General features: G+C 40.1%; 19 protein-coding genes. 15 read left to right on the plus strand and 4 right to left on the minus strand.

Annotation, left to right across the window (positions count from 1 at the left end; translation table 11 throughout):
• The first annotated feature begins 58 nt into the window (after positions 1 to 58).
• Both pruA and Q0058_RS04870 read left to right on the plus strand, forming a co-directional pair.
• Entirely contained in the window at positions 59 to 1,687 is a 1,629-nt protein-coding gene (gene pruA, locus Q0058_RS04865; protein ID WP_298221620.1) for an L-glutamate gamma-semialdehyde dehydrogenase, read from the plus strand.
• A gap of 110 nt (positions 1,688 to 1,797) precedes the next feature.
• Entirely contained in the window at positions 1,798 to 2,805 is a 1,008-nt protein-coding gene (locus Q0058_RS04870) for a T9SS type A sorting domain-containing protein (RefSeq protein WP_298221621.1), read from the plus strand.
• 31 nt (positions 2,806 to 2,836) lie between these two features.
• Here the strand turns inward: Q0058_RS04870 and rsmG are convergent, their stop codons facing one another.
• Complete coding sequence (rsmG, locus tag Q0058_RS04875; RefSeq protein WP_298221622.1) at positions 2,837 to 3,466, minus strand: 16S rRNA (guanine(527)-N(7))-methyltransferase RsmG; 630 nt, start codon at positions 3,464 to 3,466, stop codon at positions 2,837 to 2,839.
• Between the two features lie 106 nt (positions 3,467 to 3,572).
• Between rsmG and Q0058_RS04880 the strand changes: the two genes are divergently transcribed.
• The 4 genes from Q0058_RS04880 to Q0058_RS04895 all read left to right on the plus strand — a co-directional run bounded on the left by Q0058_RS04880 (position 3,573) and on the right by Q0058_RS04895 (position 6,813).
• A complete protein-coding gene (locus Q0058_RS04880; protein ID WP_298221623.1) occupies positions 3,573 to 4,667 on the plus strand; it encodes an acyl-CoA desaturase in 1,095 nt (364 codons plus the stop codon).
• Between the two features lie 68 nt (positions 4,668 to 4,735).
• Positions 4,736 to 5,923, plus strand: coding sequence for a pyridoxal phosphate-dependent aminotransferase (locus tag Q0058_RS04885; RefSeq protein ID WP_298221624.1), 1,188 nt, complete (start codon positions 4,736 to 4,738; stop codon positions 5,921 to 5,923).
• Positions 5,923 to 6,234, plus strand: a complete 312-nt coding sequence (locus Q0058_RS04890; protein WP_298221625.1) for a DUF6370 family protein — start codon at positions 5,923 to 5,925, stop codon at positions 6,232 to 6,234. Before Q0058_RS04885 ends, Q0058_RS04890 begins: the two co-directional genes overlap by 1 nt.
• A gap of 3 nt (positions 6,235 to 6,237) precedes the next feature.
• On the plus strand, positions 6,238 to 6,813 hold the full coding sequence (locus Q0058_RS04895) for a Crp/Fnr family transcriptional regulator (RefSeq protein ID WP_298221626.1): 576 nt from the start codon (positions 6,238 to 6,240) through the stop codon (positions 6,811 to 6,813).
• 105 nt (positions 6,814 to 6,918) lie between these two features.
• On the opposite strand, the gene Q0058_RS04900 is transcribed toward Q0058_RS04895, so the two are convergent.
• On the minus strand, positions 6,919 to 10,620 hold the full coding sequence (locus Q0058_RS04900) for a T9SS type A sorting domain-containing protein (protein WP_298221627.1): 3,702 nt from the start codon (positions 10,618 to 10,620) through the stop codon (positions 6,919 to 6,921).
• Between the two features lie 261 nt (positions 10,621 to 10,881).
• On the opposite strand from Q0058_RS04900, the gene Q0058_RS04905 reads away from it, so the two are divergent.
• From Q0058_RS04905 to fabD, 7 genes are all read left to right on the plus strand, one after another.
• Positions 10,882 to 12,129, plus strand: coding sequence for a helix-turn-helix transcriptional regulator (locus Q0058_RS04905; protein WP_298221628.1), 1,248 nt, complete (start codon positions 10,882 to 10,884; stop codon positions 12,127 to 12,129).
• Between the two features lie 70 nt (positions 12,130 to 12,199).
• Positions 12,200 to 12,916 (plus strand): pirin family protein, encoded by a 717-nt coding sequence (locus Q0058_RS04910; protein WP_298221629.1) that lies wholly within the window; start codon positions 12,200 to 12,202, stop codon positions 12,914 to 12,916.
• A gap of 11 nt (positions 12,917 to 12,927) precedes the next feature.
• Complete coding sequence (locus tag Q0058_RS04915; protein WP_298221630.1) at positions 12,928 to 13,209, plus strand: GNAT family N-acetyltransferase; 282 nt, start codon at positions 12,928 to 12,930, stop codon at positions 13,207 to 13,209.
• Between the two features lie 2 nt (positions 13,210 to 13,211).
• Positions 13,212 to 13,619 (plus strand): OsmC family protein, encoded by a 408-nt coding sequence (locus Q0058_RS04920; RefSeq protein WP_298221631.1) that lies wholly within the window; start codon positions 13,212 to 13,214, stop codon positions 13,617 to 13,619.
• A gap of 2 nt (positions 13,620 to 13,621) precedes the next feature.
• Positions 13,622 to 13,846: a (4Fe-4S)-binding protein gene (locus tag Q0058_RS04925; protein ID WP_298221632.1), complete on the plus strand. Its 225-nt coding sequence runs from the start codon at positions 13,622 to 13,624 to the stop codon at positions 13,844 to 13,846.
• On the plus strand, positions 13,847 to 14,374 hold the full coding sequence (locus Q0058_RS04930; RefSeq protein ID WP_298221633.1) for an NAD(P)H-dependent oxidoreductase: 528 nt from the start codon (positions 13,847 to 13,849) through the stop codon (positions 14,372 to 14,374). It abuts the gene before it with no gap.
• A gap of 42 nt (positions 14,375 to 14,416) precedes the next feature.
• Positions 14,417 to 15,289 (plus strand): ACP S-malonyltransferase, encoded by an 873-nt coding sequence (fabD, locus tag Q0058_RS04935; RefSeq protein WP_298221634.1) that lies wholly within the window; start codon positions 14,417 to 14,419, stop codon positions 15,287 to 15,289.
• Between the two features lie 107 nt (positions 15,290 to 15,396).
• Here fabD and galE read toward each other — a convergent pair whose 3' ends face one another.
• On the minus strand, positions 15,397 to 16,410 hold the full coding sequence (gene galE / locus Q0058_RS04940; RefSeq protein WP_298221635.1) for a UDP-glucose 4-epimerase GalE: 1,014 nt from the start codon (positions 16,408 to 16,410) through the stop codon (positions 15,397 to 15,399).
• A 6-nt stretch (positions 16,411 to 16,416) separates the two neighbouring features.
• Here galE and Q0058_RS14525 point away from each other — a divergent pair, with 6 nt between their 5' ends.
• Entirely contained in the window at positions 16,417 to 16,518 is a 102-nt protein-coding gene (locus tag Q0058_RS14525; RefSeq protein ID WP_366869715.1) for a sortase B protein-sorting domain-containing protein, read from the plus strand.
• Positions 16,519 to 16,527: 9 nt separating this feature from the next.
• Here the strand turns inward: Q0058_RS14525 and Q0058_RS04945 are convergent, their stop codons facing one another.
• On the minus strand, positions 16,528 to 17,658 hold the full coding sequence (locus tag Q0058_RS04945) for a DegT/DnrJ/EryC1/StrS family aminotransferase (RefSeq protein ID WP_298221636.1): 1,131 nt from the start codon (positions 17,656 to 17,658) through the stop codon (positions 16,528 to 16,530).
• A gap of 99 nt (positions 17,659 to 17,757) precedes the next feature.
• Between Q0058_RS04945 and Q0058_RS04950 the strand changes: the two genes are divergently transcribed.
• On the plus strand, positions 17,758 to 18,999 hold the full coding sequence (locus Q0058_RS04950; RefSeq protein ID WP_298221637.1) for a glycosyltransferase N-terminal domain-containing protein: 1,242 nt from the start codon (positions 17,758 to 17,760) through the stop codon (positions 18,997 to 18,999).
• Positions 19,000 to 19,011 lie beyond the last annotated feature (12 nt).

The raw sequence follows: 19,011 nt of genomic DNA on the forward strand, positions 1-19,011 counted from the left end.
TCGCGCCGGATTTAATTGACAACCAACTGATAATCCACAACAATCTAACACTCAAAATATGCTCAAAGGATTCTTTCACGTACCCAAAGCAGTTAACGAACCTGTAAAATCGTACGCTCCCAATTCGCCAGAAAAAGCGGCTGTCTTAGCGGCTTATAAAAAAATGTGGAACGAAAAAATCGACGTGCCACTCTATATCGGCAGCGAACAAATCCGCACCGGAAACACGCGCAACATGACCGCGCCTCACGACCACCAACATGTGGTGGGAACTTATCATTTAGCAGAAAAATCCCATGTTGAAAAAGCAATTGCCAATGCCTTGGAATCAAAAGCAAAATGGGCCAACTTAGCTTGGGAACAACGGGCCGCGATTTTCCTTAAAGCAGCCGAACTCATTGCCGGGCCTTATCGTGCGCGCATCAACGCTGCGACGATGATCGCCCAATCTAAAAATATTTTTCAAGCCGAAATCGACGCTTCTTGTGAACTTATCGATTTCTTGCGCTACAACGTCGAGTTCATGACGCAGATTTATAACGACCAGCCCAAATCAGATTCATCGGTTTGGAACCGCCTGGAATACCGTCCGCTTGAAGGTTTTATTTACGCGATTACGCCGTTCAACTTTACCGCGATTGCTGCGAACCTTCCTGCAAGCGCTGCGATGATGGGCAACGTAGTGGTTTGGAAACCCAGCGACAGCCAAGTATTTTCAGCCAAAATCATCATCGATGTGTTCAAAGAAGCCGGACTTCCTGATGGCGTCATCAATGTGGTTTTTGGCGATGCACAGATGATCAGTGAAACGATTTTTGCGAACCGTGATTTTGCGGGCGTTCATTTCACAGGATCGACACATGTGTTCAAAGACATCTGGAAAGCGATTGGAACCAACATTCACCATTATAAAACTTACCCAAGAATCGTTGGCGAAACTGGTGGAAAAGATTTCGTTTTGGCACATCCAAGTGCGAATGTGAAACAAGTCGTGACCGGTATTGTTCGTGGTGCTTTCGAATTTCAGGGACAGAAATGTTCTGCAGCTTCGAGAGCTTATGTTCCGCAAAGTTTGTGGAGCGATGTGAAAGCACAATTGATTGCCGATGTAAAATCGATGAAAATGGGTTCGCCCGAAGATTTCGGAAACTTCATCACGGCAGTCATTCACGAAGGTTCGTTTGACAAACTTGCGAGCTACATCGACCAAGCCAAAAAAGACGCCGATGCCGAAATTATCGTCGGCGGAAACTACGACAAATCCAAAGGTTATTTTATTGAACCGACGGTGATTGTGACGACCAACCCAAAATATAGCACGATGGAAACTGAATTGTTCGGGCCGGTGATTACAATATTTGTTTACGAAGATTCCCAATGGAGCGAAACTTTAAAACTGGTTGACGGAACTTCAGAATACGCGTTAACTGGAGCCATTTTCAGCCAAGACCGTTACGCGATTGAAGAAGCTACGACAGCACTTCAGAACGCCGCCGGAAATTTCTATGTGAATGACAAACCTACCGGTGCCGTTGTAGGAATGCAACCTTTCGGTGGCGCAAGAGCTTCGGGAACCAATGACAAAGCAGGGTCAGCGTTGAATCTGTTGCGTTGGGCTTCGCCGAGAACGATCAAAGAAACTTTTGTAACTCCTGAAGATTATCGTTATCCGTTTTTGGGAGAATAAATCCAATACACTTCATAAAAAAAGCCTGATAAATACTATTGGGCTTTTTTTATAGGGCTGATTATCAGAAATATTTAGTACATTTCGATACTTTTTTAAAAATCAATTTTATGAAAACAAAATTACTTTTTATTGCATCATTGATTACCGTAATGACTTATGCGCAATCGCCTATTAATACTTTTTACGTCAATGATGCGGCTTCTTTTGCAGTCGTAACTTCAAACACACCGATTGATCAGACTGCTTCTGGCGCGAATCAGGTTTGGAATTTCGACCAGCTGGTGAACACGGGCACATCGACTTATGCTAAAGCAAATCCTACAGCAGCTCAGTTAACTTCATTTCCAAATACCAATAATGTCGTGGTATCAAGTGTAGATGCGGTTCAAACTTCAGAAATGTTTGTAAAAGATGTGGCCAATGTGATTTCCATCACAGGAATACGGGCTGCTGGCTTAGAATTAAATTTCATCACCAACAATGCCACCTTAGGTGCTTTTCCTATGACTTATGGTTTTAGCAATACCGATACTGTTGCGGGAACTTATGTTTACACGACCTATTCAGGGACTTTTACAGGAAACATCGTGACTAGTGTTGATGCTTATGGAACACTTTACAGAAATGTTGGTGGCGTTCCCAATAGCAATGCAACCCGATTAAAAACTGTCATTACGATTAATTTGAATTATGGCTTCTTTTCCAATGTTGGAACCATAACACAAACCACGTATAGCTATTATCAAGATCCTTTGATATCTGCCGACGGACTGCTTTTTAGAACCTCAACAACAAAAGCTTTAGTGCCTTTAGCGTCTATAGATCAAACCGACACCGTAATGGAAAGTTATATCGCAACAGGATTAAGCACCGAAACATTCTTGTCCAGCCAATTAGCAATCACTCAAAATCCGGTACAAAACCAACTGCAATTAGAACTTACTGATGCGATAACAATTCAAGCAATTCAGATCATCGACACCAACGGAAGAACGGTGATTTCGAAATCATCTGACGAAAAATCGATGGATGTGAGCCTACTGCAAAAAGGCGTCTACTTCGCTAAAATTGAAACAAACAAAGGCACGGTCATCAAAAAAATCATTAAAGAATAACAAAAAAAGTCCCTATAAACTGGGACTTTTTTTATGCTTTAAACTTCAAAGGCAAATGCACCACTTTTTTGGTTTCGAAAAATTCGTCTTCAAAAAAATCAGCGATGTTGTATTCTGTCGCTTTTGGGAATGGCGCAAGTTCTTCAGTCAGATCGCCACCTTTTAAATACAGAATGCCATTTTTGAGTTCGTGTTTGTTTTGTTTTTTGATTTTGTCGTAAATCCACGATACGAAATCAGGCATGTTGGTCACGGCACGGCTCACGATAAAATCAAAATCGCCTTTGACGTTTTCGGCGCGCATTTGTTCGGCTTTGACATTCTTAAGCCCGATAGCTTCGGCAACTGCTTTGACCACGTTGATTTTTTTCAGGATCACATCAATCAGATAAAAACGCGTTTCGGGAAAAAGAATCGCCAACGGAATGCCGGGAAAACCGCCTCCGGTTCCTACATCCAAAACATAAGTTCCGGGTTCGAACTTCTGTATCTTGGCAATGGCCAGCGAATGCAACACATGTTTGACATAAAGCGCATCGATGTCTTTTCTCGAAACCACATTAATTTTAGCATTCCAATCCTGATACACCGCTTCGAGCATCTCAAACTGTCGGATCTGTTCCGCGGTAAGATTTGGGAAATACTTGAGAATCTCTTCCATGCTTTATTTTTTTAACAAAAGTAATACTTTAGTGTTGAAATATTTATAGCAACTTTGGCAATCCAAAAATTATTAATAAGTACCTTTGCCCATTATACAAACTCATATGAATACTACGATCCCCACTTTTTCAAATCAAGATAATATGAAGTTTTTCAGGACTTTGAACTCCAGAGTCAACAATTACTTCAAAGAAAATAACATCCCAAAAACCGGAAACTGGAAAATCCACCTGAAAACTGTGATTTTATTCACTATTTTCCTGACGCCTTATTTTTTAATCCTGACCCTTGAAATGTCGATCTGGTATCAGTTGCTGCTCAATATCCTTATGGGAATCGGCATGGCCGGTATCGGAATGAATGTGATGCATGACGGGAACCACGGCGCTTACTCTTCCAAATCCTGGATCAACAAATTTATGGGCGGCAGCATTTATATTCTGGCGGGCAATGTATACAACTGGCAAGTGCAGCATAATGTTTTGCACCATACTTACACTAATATTTTAGGCCATGATGAAGATCTTGATGCCGGTAGAATCATTCGTTTTACGCAAAATGCGGAGTGGCGCAGGTTTCATAAATTCCAGCATTATTATTCTTTCTTTTTGTATGGTTTACTGACATTCAACTGGTCATTGACCACCGATTTCAAACAGATGAGCGCTTACTTAAAAAGAAAATTATCCTACGGAACACCGCAAAGTCCGACGAGATTGTGGACGGTTTTAGTGATTACCAAAATCATCTACGCTTTAATCTGGGTCGTATTGCCGATTGCTTTTGGTGTTACCTGGTGGAAAGTGTTGCTCGGATTTTTCGTCATGCATTACACCGCAGGTTTGATCTTGAGTATCGTATTCCAATTGGCACATGTCGTTGAAGAAACTGACAATCCGGTTCCGAACGAAAACGGCGAAATGGAAAACACTTGGGCAATCCATCAATTGTATACCACGGCGAATTTTGCTCCAAAAAATAAAATAGTCAACTGGTTTACCGGCGGATTGAACCACCAAATCGAACACCATTTGTATCCTCACATCAGTCACATCCATTACGGAAAAATTGCAGAATTCGTAAAGCAGACTGCAGATGAATGCAACTTGCCGTATCACGAATTCAAAACCATGAGAAGCGCCGTGATTGCACATTACAAACATCTAAAAGATTTAGGGCAAAACCCGCAACTCGCATAAAACATAAAGACGCACCAAAAGGCGTCTTTTCCTTTTTACAAACCATACCATCCTTAAAATTATACTTCATGAACCATTTTCTTTCGGATCGCATCAACAAACTATCAACTTCGCAGACCTTAGCCATGGCGGCATTAGCCAGAGAATTAAAAGCACAGGGAAAAGACATCATCAGCCTGAGTTTGGGCGAACCTGATTTCAACACGCCTGATTTTGTAAAAGAAGCCGCGAAGAAAGCCATTGATGAGAATTACAGCACGTACACGCCGGTTGATGGTTACGCAGATTTGAAAGAAGCGATTTGCAGGAAATTCAAAAGAGACAACAATTTAGACTACAAACCTGCGAACATCGTAGTATCGACAGGTGCTAAGCAATCTTTGTACAATATCGCGCAAGTGATGCTCAATGACGGCGATGAAGTGATTTTACCTGCGCCTTATTGGGTCAGTTATTTTGAGATCATCAAACTCTCGGGCGGTATTCCTGTGGAAGTTCCGACTTCGGTAGAAACCGATTTTAAAATCACACCCGAACAACTTGAAAAAGCGATTACGCCAAAAACGAAAATGATTTGGTACAGTTCGCCTTGCAATCCTAGTGGTTCGGTTTACAATCGTGAGGAAATGACGGCACTTGCAAAAGTTTTAGAGAAACACCCTAACATTTTTATTGTTGCTGATGAAATTTACGAACACATCAATTTCTCCGGAACCTTCTGCAGCATCGCCTCGATTCCGGGCATGTTCGACAGAACGATTACCGTAAATGGTGTTGCCAAAGCATTTGCTATGACGGGTTGGAGAATCGGTTATATCGGCGCACCGGAATTCATCGCGAAAGCCTGTACCAAAATGCAAGGCCAAGTAACGAGTGGCGCCAACAGTATTGCACAACGCGCTACGATTGCCGCTGTAGATGCTGATCCTTCGGTTTTAAAATTCATGGTCGATGCCTTTCACCGTCGTAGGGATTTGGTCGTAGGTTTGGTCAAAGACATTCCGGGTTTCAAACTCAATGTTCCTGAAGGCGCGTTCTATGTTTTTCCTGACGTCTCTTATTATTTCGGCAAAACTTTGCGCGGGACGAAAATCAACAATGCCGATGATTTTTCGATGTATTTGTTGTCCGAAGCCAATGTAGCTACCGTAACCGGTGATGCTTTTGGAAACCCAAATTGCATTCGTTTTTCTTATGCCACAAGCGAAGCACTATTGACTGAAGCGATGCGAAGAATCAAAGAAGCGGTTTCCTAATGAAAAAATATTTCACGATAGTATTGTTATTGTTTTGTTTTGCACTTCAAGCACAAACCAAAGCCAAAACCCAAATCATTGAGGTTTCCTGCGGGCAATGCCAATTCGGAATGAAAGCCAAAGGTTGTGATCTCGCAGCCAGAATTGATGGGAAAACTTATTTCATCGACGGTACCAAAATAGACAAACATGGCGATGCGCATGCTGCTGACGGATTTTGTTCAGCCGTTAGAAAAGCCGAAGTGATCGGAACTATAAAAGACAATCGTTTTGTCGTGACTTATTTCAAACTGCTTCCTTTAAAAGAATAAGTTTTGCATCGGATTCTTGACAATATTTCTAAAATTGTAAGCCTGACTCCAGAAGAACAGGAACTTTTTATAGCCAAAACCGAGACCAGACATTATAAAGCAAAATCGATTATTCTGAATGCCGGAGAGATCTGCAAACATTCTTATTTTGTGAATTCGGGTTTGCTGCGCAGTTTCAACATCAACGATAATATTGTAGAACACGTTTTAAGTTTCGCCTGCGAAGGTTGGTGGATTGGTGACATGTATAGCTTGCTTTCGCAAAAACCTGGCAATCTTTTCATCGAAGTTTTAGAAGATGCCGAAGTTGTATTACTTTCGAAAGAAAATCAGGAATTGTTGTATCGGGAAATTCCAAAACTCGAACGCTTTTTCAGAATCTTAACTGAGAATTCTTTAGTAGCGCATCAGGAACGCTTGATGGATAATTTAAGTTTGTCCGCGGAAGACCGCTTTGAGAAATTCTGCTCGAAATACCCTACGCTTATCCAAAAAGTATCCCAAAAACATATCGCTTCTTATATTGGTGTGACGCCAGAGTTTTTCAGTAAGATGAAAGCGCGACTTCTGAAGAAATAGCTTTAGCCTCCAAAAAAATTCTTTATGAATGCATTTTTAGATTTAAAAAAATCAAGCCGCATATAGCGGCTTGAAATTAGTTCTCACGAACCCCAAAAAAACTACTTATTGTTTTATTAAACGAATTGTTTTAGTCTGATTATTTCCGTTTGAAATTTTCAGGAAGTATACACCATCGCTGTAATTTGATACATTTATTGGTGTTGTGCCTATTTCAATTTTATCTGATTTTAATTTTCTGCCCGTCGCATCATACAATTCAATGGCTGCATTGGCATCGGTCTTAATATTGAAAATAGCATGAGATGGATTAGGGTAAATTACTATGCTTCTAATATCAAAATTATTTGTCGATAAGGCAACATTTACCGTATTGACCATAGTTTGCACTTCATCAGCGGTAGCTGGAGCGCTAAACAAATCCGGATTGGCATCAATGTACGCTTGGTAAGCTGCTTCGTTGGCTTCAACAATTCCAGTAATAGCTGGCAAAATATCACCTAATTGAGTTACAGTTACCGTTGAAGTTACAGTATTTGGAGCATCTGCCTCATCTCCAATTTGAGTAAGTACTGCGTCAGAAGCTGCTTCTGCTGCTACTTGAGCATTCACATCATCAATCATCGCTTGTACTTCAGCAGCGGTTGCCGGAGCGCTGAATGCATCCGGATTGGCATCGATATACGCTTGGTACGCTGCTTCGTTGGCTTCTACAATTCCAGTTATAGCTGGTAAAATAGCGTCTAATTGAGTTACTGTTACCGTTGAAGTTACGGTATTTGGAGCATCTGCTTCGTCTCCTATTTGAGTAAGTACCGCAGTTGAAGCTGCTTCTGCTTCTACTTGTGCATTCACAGTATTTACCATCGCTTGCACTTCAGCAGCGGTTGCCGGAGCGCTGAATGCATCTGGATTGGCATCAATGTAGGCTTGGTAAGCCGTTTGGTTTGCAGTTACAATGTTTGTAATGACAGGTACAATTTGCCCTAATTGAGTGGTAGTTACTTCAGAGGCAACAGTGTTTGGTGCGTCTCCTTCATCACCAATTTGAGCAAGTGCCGAATCAGAAGCATTGGCACCATCTACTTCATAAGCACCTCTATCTACTGTTATTTGCAAAATTCTAGGATTGTTAAGAATATCAACGGTAATATTTGATGGTATTGCACTATTATCTCCTGTACTTCCACAGTTAGAAACTGGTGTAATTTCAAAACCATCATCGCTAGTAAGCCATTTATCATCGGCACCATTCCCGTCATTAATGTCAACTAATTGTGGGTTCGCAGACAAGTTAGCTGTTCCTGAAATGGTTGATTGCGTTACAGAATAAGATACATTAATGGCGCTTCCAGCTTCTGTCAGAAAATCACTTGCCGAATTACCCCAAATAATGCAGTTTTTGTAAGTACTTGCAGAAGCGTTCAAATTGTGAAATGCACCACCTGATGTTGCAACAGTGGCACTATTTTTTACAATCGTACAATTGATGTAAGTAGGTGCTCCTCCATTGTTAGCAGCTCCACCACCTCTTAATGCAGCATTATTACTAATAATACAATTGGTAAAAGTAGGCGAAGAATTGTTGAAATTTTCCACACCTCCACCATATGATGTTGAAGTATTTTCGGTGAAAACACAGTTGCTAAACTTAGGCGAGGCTGTTTGATTAAAAACGCCACCGCCATATTCTGCAGCATTCGTTTTAAAAATTACATGATTAAAAACAGGAGCGGTTTGGTAGCATAGAACGCCGCCTCCAAAATTTCTTTCAAAGCTAAAAGATCCTGCAGGGTTTGTTGTAGTACCATTTGCTGTTCCTCCCGTAATGGTAACGCCATCAATAAGCGTATAAGATGTAGCGTTCGTATTGGTAACAATCATGGTGTGATAAGCTCCGACTCCATTCAATACCGTTGGGTTGGCAACTATATTTCTTTGGCTTAACCCGGTTTCAGTTCCGCTAAAACCTCCATAGATTTTTATGTTCCCTTTTACCCAAAACGATTTATCTCTCAAGGCTTCTGAAGTTCCAACGAAAGCAGTCGGTGTGTAATCGCCTGCTTTTACCCAAACTTCATTGACATTTGGACCCGGGTTATTTCCATAACTATCTAAAATAACTTGTAAATCCTTTTTAGCAGTGGCCCATGAAAGTCCATCTCCGGAGTTATCTGGTTGATCGATATCAACATAAAAAATGGTAGTTACCGTCAAATTTACAGCGTTTACCATAGCTTGCACTTCGACTGTTGTAGCTGGAGCACTAAATGAATAAGGGTTAGCATCAATATAAGATTGATAAGCTGATTGATTGGCTGGAATAATTCCAGTGATTGCCGGTACAATTTGTCCTAATTGAGTAGTTGTTACTGTTGAAGCCACTGCATTTGGCGCATCACCTTCGTTGCCGATTTGTACCAATATGGTATCCGACAAACTCATAACTCCATCTATTTCATAAGCTCCCATATCTACTGTTGTAGCCAATACTCTTGAAGCACCAGTGATGTCAGTAGTTACAGCGGTAGGAATTAAAGTATTTGAACCTGTGTTTTTTGATGGGCTAGTTGTTAATAAAGCCAATCCGTCATCGGCTGTAAAATATTTACCATCTGCGCCTTTTATCTCAGTGATATTTGAAAAATGAGGTTCTTGTTCATAAACATTCCCCGAAGAAGTGGCGTCCATTTCGGTATAATTTGCAGCAGTGTAATTAGCACTAGGATGCATCAAACTACAGTTTTTAATAATTGGTGTAGGGCCTGCAAAGAATTGTCTGAAATCATAACCAGATGTAGCTGCAAAAAATGGATTACTTCTGGTGTTGCCATAAAAGATAGAGTTATATATTTCAGTTGTTTCTGATGATTGAATGCTTAGCGCACTACCATTATAACTTTGATTATTGGCAAACGTACAATTTACTAATTTGTTTTTAGTTCTTGTAAGATATAAGGCAACACCGTCTCCTCCATTTGAGCCACAACTATTGTTATAGAAAACAGAATTGTAACAATTGACATTGCCGCCGTTAGTATACATAGCGCCATAAGAAGATGCCGACAAGCTATTATTTACAAAATAACAATTAATTACATTGTAAGTACAAAATAGACCGGAAATTCCATACAGGTATAATGCTGCTCCAAAAACTTCACATTCGTTATTTTCGAATACAATGTTTGAAATAGTATTATTTAAACCTCGTCCCACATACAAACCTCCACCAATTCTTCTTGGAATAGGATTATCAAATCCGTTGGCAAAAATATAGGTTTCTTCAGAATAATCAGTACTTGCAGCTAATCGTGTAGCATTGCCATTTCTTAATAACAAACCATCAACTGTAACACCCGTAGTGGAATAGTTTCCGACATAAATCATAAGATGATAACAATTATCCGTTTTATCGCCTGCTACTCCAATATCTCCATCTATATAAGTAGGATTATCAGAAATGTTCCTTTGTGATAAAGCAGTTTCGGTACCCGCAAAACCACCATAGATGGACACGCCATCTTTCAATTGAATATAATAATCTCTTGAAGTTAACGGACTCGTTGCTGTAACAGTTGATGAAGCGGTCATATTCGGACTAGCATTCGGATAATACACACCCGCTTTAATCCAAATTTGATCTCCCGCAACTGCAAGATCAATCGCGTTTTGGACATCTTTTTTTGCTGTAGCCCATGTTAGACCGTTCTCTGTGTTATCCGTTTTTGAAGCATCTACATAATAAATAGTTTGCGAAGTACAAAACTGATACATCAAAAGAAAAAGAAAAATAATTTTTTTACACATAATATGATTTTTGATTTTCCTACTCTTTAAAGGATTTTCGGATACTCCTAAAAATGTCAAGCAAATGTTTTACTATTATTTTGGAGCGCAATTTTTTTAACAGGTAGTTGTTGGGTAGTTTTTATACTACCCGTGTGGCTATATCGTCGCTACCCTACTGGGTAGTTTTATCTATATTTCTGACAGTTAGCTGTTTACAAAATGTATTTTTATGTATTTAAAATAAAGACTTTTGTAAATTGCATGGCTTATTATATTGAAATGAAAAATATCTTACTCCTTTTTTTACTGCTGAGTTTGTTCCCCATAAAAGCCATGGCTAATGGTTTGCCCTATGAACAATTGGAGAAATTGGTGATTCGTAACAATCAAAATGGGAAAGCGAACGAAAGTCTCCGTTTAATTATTGATTTTATTGAAGACAATAAAGACGATCATTACTATCACTGTAAAGCCTTGATTTTAAAATCTGACACTTATAAATCATTATTTAATTATTCAGAAACCTTAAAAGTTTTAGATAAGGCTTATAAAATAGGATTAAAATCAAACAAGATCAATGAAGTTAAAGCCACGATTACTCTGGAAAGAGCCTACGCTTTTTTTGACCTTTTAAAATATGACCAGGCCAACAAGTTGATGCAGGAATTAAAAAAAGACAATTACAAACACATCGAGCCCTCAGATATTGCCGGAATGATCATGCAGGAAGCCTATATTGATTATTTAAACAAAGACTATATCGATGCGGAAAAAAAGTATGATGACGCCCTTTTGTTGATGGAAAAAGCAAACCCGAAAAACTTACCGATTATTTATGGTAAAAAAATGGAGTTGTATCTGAAAACAAAAGAAAGAGATAAAGCCATACATGCTTTTAAATTAGGTTTGAGCAGTGCCGAAAAACATCATATTTTGAAATACAAAATTTATATGTATGAAAAGCTCAGAGAACAACAAATGCAGGATAACGATTGGAAAAATGCTTTTAGATCGTTTCAAATCATTGACGCCATGAACATTGCCTATAATGCTGACAATAAAAGCAACCAGTTAAAGATTTTAGAAAAAGATAAAGAAATACAAAAACAAGAATTTGATTTAAAAAGAAGCAATCTCATCACGGGTTTTTTATTTGTGGTTTGTTTGTTATCATTTGTCGGACTCTTTTTGTTTTACCAATTTTTAAAATCCAATAAAGAAAAGAATTTGTTACTCGAAAAAGAAAATGTCCGTATTCATGACGAGTTGCAAATATTAAGTTCCAGCCTATCCACTCATGGCTTTACAAAAATCGATTTGTCTGCTTTTAAACTTACGGAAAGACAATTTGAAATTATTGAATTGATCCGACAAGGGAAAACCAATAAAGAAATTGCCAATACTATTTTCATTTCGGAAAATACCGTAAAATATCATTTGAAGGTGATTTATGACATTATGAATATTGAAAATCGTTCAGAGTTTTTAAAATTGATCAACATCAACAATATAAAAGTAATTTCTTAATCTACATTAAGCACATCCGCTATTCATTGATTGTAAATTTGTATCATAATAATCATTAAATTTATTCATTATGAACAATACCATCTTACACAAAGCAAATACCCGTGGTCATGCCGATCACGGCTGGCTCAATGCCCACCATACTTTTAGTTTCGCAAGTTACTATGATCCGAACCGCGTCCAATTTGGTATGTTGCGCGTTTTAAACGACGATATTGTCGCATCAGGCATGGGTTTCGGAACGCATCCGCACGACAATATGGAAATCATCACGATTCCTCTTGAAGGTGATTTGGCGCACAAAGACAGCATGGGCAACACCGAAGTCATCAAATTTGGCGATGTTCAGGTGATGAGCGCCGGAACCGGAATCCAACATTCTGAGTTCAATCCGAACCATGATAAAAGAACCAATCTGCTTCAGATTTGGGTGTTTCCAAAAGTGCGAAATGTAGAGCCTCGTTACCAGCAAATCACTTTAGACACAACTGATCGCCATAATAAATTACAGCAAATCCTTTCGCCTAATGCAGACGATGCCGGCGTTTGGATCCATCAGGATGCGTGGTTTCACATGGGCAATTTGGATAAAGGCACTACGCTAGATTACAACCGCAAAAAAGAAGGCAACGGACTTTATGTTTTTGTAATCAAAGGCAGCGTGAAAGTAGACGGCGAGGAATTGCAACAACGCGACGGGCTGGGCATCACCGATTTTGAGAAAGTCACTTTTGAAGCCACTTCGGATGCCGAAATACTATTGATGGAAGTTCCTATGAACCAATAAACAGTAAGATTATGAACGAAGTACAATTAAAAATCAACGATAAAAACGGTTTTTTTTATATTGATGTCGATGGCAAACACGAGGCGATGATGAGTTTTGTTTTTGCCGGCGAAGACAAAATCATCATCGATCACACCGAAGTAAATCCAGGTAATGAAGGCAAAGGATTTGGAAAAAAGATGGTCACCAAAGCCGTGGAATTTGCGCGCGAAAAAGGCATCAAAATCATTCCGTTGTGCCCGTTTGCCAAAAGTGTGTTCGATAAAACTCCAGCATTCAAAGACGTTTTATAATCATGGGAAATTTATTGCAGGAAGACATCATCGGCCACATTGGCTTGCAAAAATACAAATGCACGATCTCGTGGCTCAACGGCGAACTGATTGCCGATGAGCCTGAAAATATTGGCGGCGGTAATTTGGGCCCGGATCCGTTTTCTTTACTTTTGGCGTCTTTGGGAAGTTGCACGTTGTCTACCCTGCGCATGTATATCGACCGCAAAGGTTGGGATATTCCGCAGATTCACGTAGCTTTGAATATAGAACAAAAGACCGAAACCGAAACGACCACAATTATTAGCAGACGGATTTCATTCACGAGCATCGTTCCCGAAGACCAAAAAGAACGCTTGCTCGCCATCGCGGAAAAATGCCCGATCTCGAAACTATTAAAAGGAAGTTCAATCATCAATACCTCAATGTAATTATGGACCCCAACAACCTCAAAAAAGAATACACCAACGGCGAAGTCACCATTGTCTGGCAGTCGGGCAAATGCATCCATTCCGGGAATTGCGTACGCAACAATCCCGATGTGTTCAAACCCAAAGAAAAACCATGGATCACACCCGAAGGTTCTTCGACGGAAAAAATCATTGAAACCGTAAACAAATGCCCGTCGGGCGCACTCACTTATTACAAAAACTCTTAAATGAAAAAAATTTTAGTATTCGCCGGTTCCTCAAGTAAAAGCTCGATCAACAAACAATTGGCGGTGTACACTGCGCAGCAATTTAAAAATGTCGAACTCGATATTCTCGATCTGAATGATTATGAAATGCCTGTTTTTTCAGTCGATAAGGAAAAAGAAAACGGCATTCACAATTTAGCACATGAGTTTTACGCTAAAATCGGAAGCGCTGATTTTATTGTACTTTCTTTGGCAGAACACAACGGTGCCTATTCCACAGCGTTCAAAAATGTCTTGGATTGGGCTTCGAGAATCAACAACAAAACCTTCCAGCAAAAACCGATGTTGTTGTTGGCCACTTCGCCGGGCGCGAGAGGCGGCGCTACTGTTTTGGATATTGCTTCCAAACGATTCCCTTTTCAGGGCGCTGAACTCAAAGGCACGTTTTCATTGCCCTCTTTTTTTGAAAATTTCGACGCTGTGAATGGCATTATCAATCCTGAATTAAAAAATCAATTGCTTGAAATCATCGATGCGATTGAAATCTAATTTAATTGCTATTTTTGCTTTTCAAAACACTAAAATAAAGAAATGAAAGCATACATATTTCCAGGACAAGGCGCTCAATTTACCGGAATGGGCAAAGAATTATACGAAACTTCTCCTTTAGCGAAGGAACTATTTGAAAAAGCCAACGATATTCTGGGGTTCCGCATTACTGACATCATGTTTGAAGGCACCGCCGAACAACTCAAAGAAACCAAAGTCACGCAACCCGCAGTATTTTTACACTCGGTCATCCTTGCCAAAACTTTGGATAATTTCAAACCTGAAATGGTAGCCGGGCATTCGTTGGGCGAATTCTCAGCACTCGTAGCCAATGGCGCTTTGTCGTTTGAAGACGGATTGAAGCTGGTTTCCCAACGTGCGATGGCGATGCAAAAAGCCTGTGAAATTGCGCCTTCGACAATGGCTGCAGTTTTAGGATTGGATGATAAAATCGTGGAAGATGTTTGCGCTTCCATTGATGGAATCGTAGTAGCTGCGAACTATAACTGTCCTGGACAACTCGTAATTTCAGGTGAATTTTCAGCCGTGGAAAAAGCGTGTGAAGCCATGAAAGAAGCTGGTGCTAAAAGAGCTTTACTATTACCTGTTGGCGGTGCTTTCCACTCACCGATGATGGAACCAGCTCGTGAAGAATTGGCAGCAGCTATTGAAGCCACAACCTTTTCAAAGCCGATTTGCCCTGTGTATCAAAACGTAACTGCGAGTGCGGTTTCCGATGCGGATGAAATCAAGAAAAACCTCATCATCCAATTGACGGCTCCCGTAAAATGGACGCAATCTGTTCAGCAAATGATTGCCGACGGCGCGACTTCTTTTACAGAAGTTGGACCCGGAAAAGTGTTGGTTGGTTTGGTCAATAAGATTAATCGCGATGTGGAAACAATCTCTGCTTAATGAATAATGAATAGTTAATTATTAATAATGCTCTCTAGCCTAAATAAAAAAAGCCTGAACTTACGTTCGGGCTTTTTCATTATTAATAATTCATTGTTAATTATTCATTAACTTCTAATTTTCTGTTCCCATTTCCAAGCATAACTCAAAGCTTCTTCTAAAGTTGATTGTGCTTTCCAGCCCAAAACCTGATTGGCTTTATCAGTGTTGGCATAAGCGGAAATGATATCGCCTTCTCTTCGGCCTACGATTTTATAAGGTAATTTTTTACCGCTAACTTTTTCGAAAGTATTGATGACTTCCAACACAGAACTTCCGGTGCCTGTTCCTAAATTAAACACTTCGACTTTATCGATATTCTTTTTGTTGAGCAATCTTTGTAGCGCGACAACGTGTGCTTTTGCCAAATCGACTACGTGAATGTAATCGCGGATGCAGGTGCCGTCAGGCGTTGGATAATCATCGCCGTAAACTGATAATTCCTGACGCATTCCTATTCCGGTTTGGGTTATAAATGGAATTAAATTTTGAGGAACACCTAAAGGCAACTCTCCTATTTCTGCCGTTGGATGTGCACCCATTGGGTTGAAATAACGCAATAAAATAGAATTGATGTTGCTTACTTTACAAACTTCGTTAATGATTTCTTCTCCGATTTGTTTCGTGTTTCCGTAAGGAGAAATGGCTGGTTTTACTGAAGCATCTTCAGTAATGGGCATTTTATCTGCTTCGCCATAAACGGTGCAAGAAGAACTGAAAATAAAATGGGCTTCCGGTTTTTTCTGTAATTCCTGAAGAATGTAAACCAAGGTGCTGATGTTGTTTTCATAGTATAACAACGGATTTTCTACACTTTCTCCGACTGCTTTTGACGCTGCGAAATGAATGACACCCGCAACATCATGATGCTTTTTAAAAAAATTCTGAACGGCTGGCTTTTCGCGCAAGTCCATTTTTTCGAAGATTGGGGTTTTCCCTGTGATGGCTACGATGCCTTTTAAAACGTCTTCTGAGGAATTGGAAAGGTTGTCGATGATGACAACTTCGAAACCTTCATTTTGTAATTCTACTACGGTATGAGATCCGATGAAACCCAAACCTCCTGTTACTAATACTTTCATTTTTTAATTGTCGTTGTTGGTTGGTATATAGCCCTAGCCCTGATTGCAGCGGTTATCCTTTTGTGCCGGCGTTCGGCGCAAAAGATAGTAGCGCAAAGCAGGAAATAGCTCCTAAAATTATTTCAAAAATTCTAAAACGGTGTTCGTGATGTATTGTATCTGCTCATCGTCGAGCTCGGTGTGCATCGGCAACGAAATGACTTCCTTGACGAGCTGGTTCGTAACCGGGAAATCTTCTTCTTTGTAACGCGCATCGAGATAAGCCTTCTGGCTGTGCAACGGAATCGGGTAATAAATCGCGCACGGAATGCCTTTGTCGAGCAAATGTTGCATCAAGGCATCGCGGTCGGCATCAATAATTCTTAAGGTGTATTGGTGAAACACGTGGCAGTCACAAACATCACAAATCGTTGGCGCGACGATATTTTTATGGCCTTCAAAAGCTTTGGAATATTTTCTCGCTGCTTCCTGACGCGCTGCTCCGTACTCATCTAAGAAAGGTAATTTGGCGTTTAAAACTGCTGCTTGAATACTGTCGAGCCTAGAGTTTACGCCTACGACATCGTGATGGTAACGCACATACATGCCGTGATTGACAATGCCTCGAAGCGTGTGTGCGAGTGCGTCGTCGTTGGTGAAGATTGCTCCGCCGTCACCATAACAACCTAAATTTTTAGAAGGAAAAAACGATGTTGATGCGACGTGACCAATTGTTCCTGCTTTCTTTTTCGTGCCGTCTGAAAATCTGCAGTTCGCTCCGATGGCTTGGGCGTTGTCTTCGATGACATATAAGTTGTGTTCGTTGGCAATTCGCATGATCGCTTCCATATTGGCGGCACGACCGAACAAATGCACGGGAACAATGGCTTTGGTTTTGGGTGTGATGGCTTTTTTGATGGCTTCAATCGAAATGTTCATGTTGACGATATCGACATCGACCAAAACCGGTGTGAGTTGTAATAAGGCAATTACTTCTACGGTTGCGGCGAAAGTAAAATCGGCGGTGATGACTTCGTCTCCGGGTTTTAAACCTAAGCCCATCATGGCGATCTGCAAAGCGTCGGTTCCGTTGGCGCAAGGGATGACGTGTTTGACATCGAGGTATTCCTCAAGGTTTTTCTGGAAAGCGTGCACCTGCGGGCCGTTGATGTAAGTATTGGTATCGAGAACTTCCTGAATGGAAGCGTTGACGGTAGTGGCAATTTTATCGTATTGACTTTTGAGGTCAACCATTTGGATTTTTTTCATCAAAGGATCAATTTAATTACGCACAAAATTAGTAATTTAATGGAGCAAACCATAAAAATTCTACAAAGTGGTGTATTTTAGCGACACAATTCACGAGCTATGTTTTTTTTGTATAATCTTATTGTCATTTTTGCTGATTTTGCAGTGAAATTTCTTGCGGTTTTCAGTCCGAAACTCAAGCTTTTTGTGGACGGAAGAAAGACGGTTTTTGACACACTGGCTTCCAAAATTAAGCCTGACGATAAGACGATTTGGTTTCACGCCGCTTCTTTAGGCGAATACGAACAAGGTTTGCCGGTGATCGAAAAAATGAAACTTCAATTCCCAAATCATAAAATCATTCTGACTTTCTTTTCGCCCTCGGGTTTTGAAGTGCGCAAAAACAATGCAGTGGCTGATGTCACTATTTATTTGCCTTTGGACACCAAAAGCAATGCTAAAAAGTTTGTCGATCTGGTGCATCCCGATTTGGTGTTTTTTATTAAATATGAATATTGGCCGAACTATCTTCACGTTCTAAAAACACACGCGATTCCGACTTATCTGATTTCGGGAATTTTCAGGGAAAACCAATTGTTCTTCAAATGGTACGGCAGTTTTTACAGAAAAGCGCTCGATACTTTCGTACATTTTTTTGTGCAGAATTCGCATTCTAAAGAATTGTTATTGCGATTAGGGAAATCGAATGTGACCGTTTCGGGCGATACGCGTTTTGATCGTGTCGCAACGATTTTGGAGAAAGACAACCATTTGGATTTTATCACGGAATTTAAAGACAATATCTTAACGATTGTCGTCGGAAGTTGCTGGCCCAAAGATGAAAGTCTTTTGGTGGAATTCATCAATACGACTACTTTGCCTGTGAAATTTATCCTCGCACCGCACAACATCAAAGCCGAACAGATTCAAGAATTGAAACAATCGATTACTAAAAAAACCGTTTTGTTTTCTGAAAAAGCAGGTCAAGATTTAGCTGATTTTGATGTTTTTATCATCGACACGATTGGTATTCTGACGAAAATTTACAGCGAAGCCGATATTGCATACGTGGGTGGCGGTTTCGGAAATCCGGGCGTTCATAATATTTTAGAGCCTGCTACTTTTGGCGTTCCGATAGTGATTGGGCCAAATTATTCCCATTTTGCGGAAGCGACGGCTTTGGTCAATATGGGCGGCTGTATTTCGATTGCGAATGCTAAAGAATTACAAGACCAATTTGAAAATTTAATTCAGAATGTTACAATCCGCGAAGAAAAAGGACATATCTGCAGCACTTTCGTTCAAATGAATGTGGGCGCGACGGCTCAGATTTTAAATTACATTGAAAAAAATCAACCATAAATCAAACCTCCT

This window comes from Flavobacterium sp. (assembly GCF_027484705.1).
In the GTDB taxonomy this organism is placed as follows: Bacteria; Bacteroidota; Bacteroidia; order Flavobacteriales; family Flavobacteriaceae; genus Flavobacterium.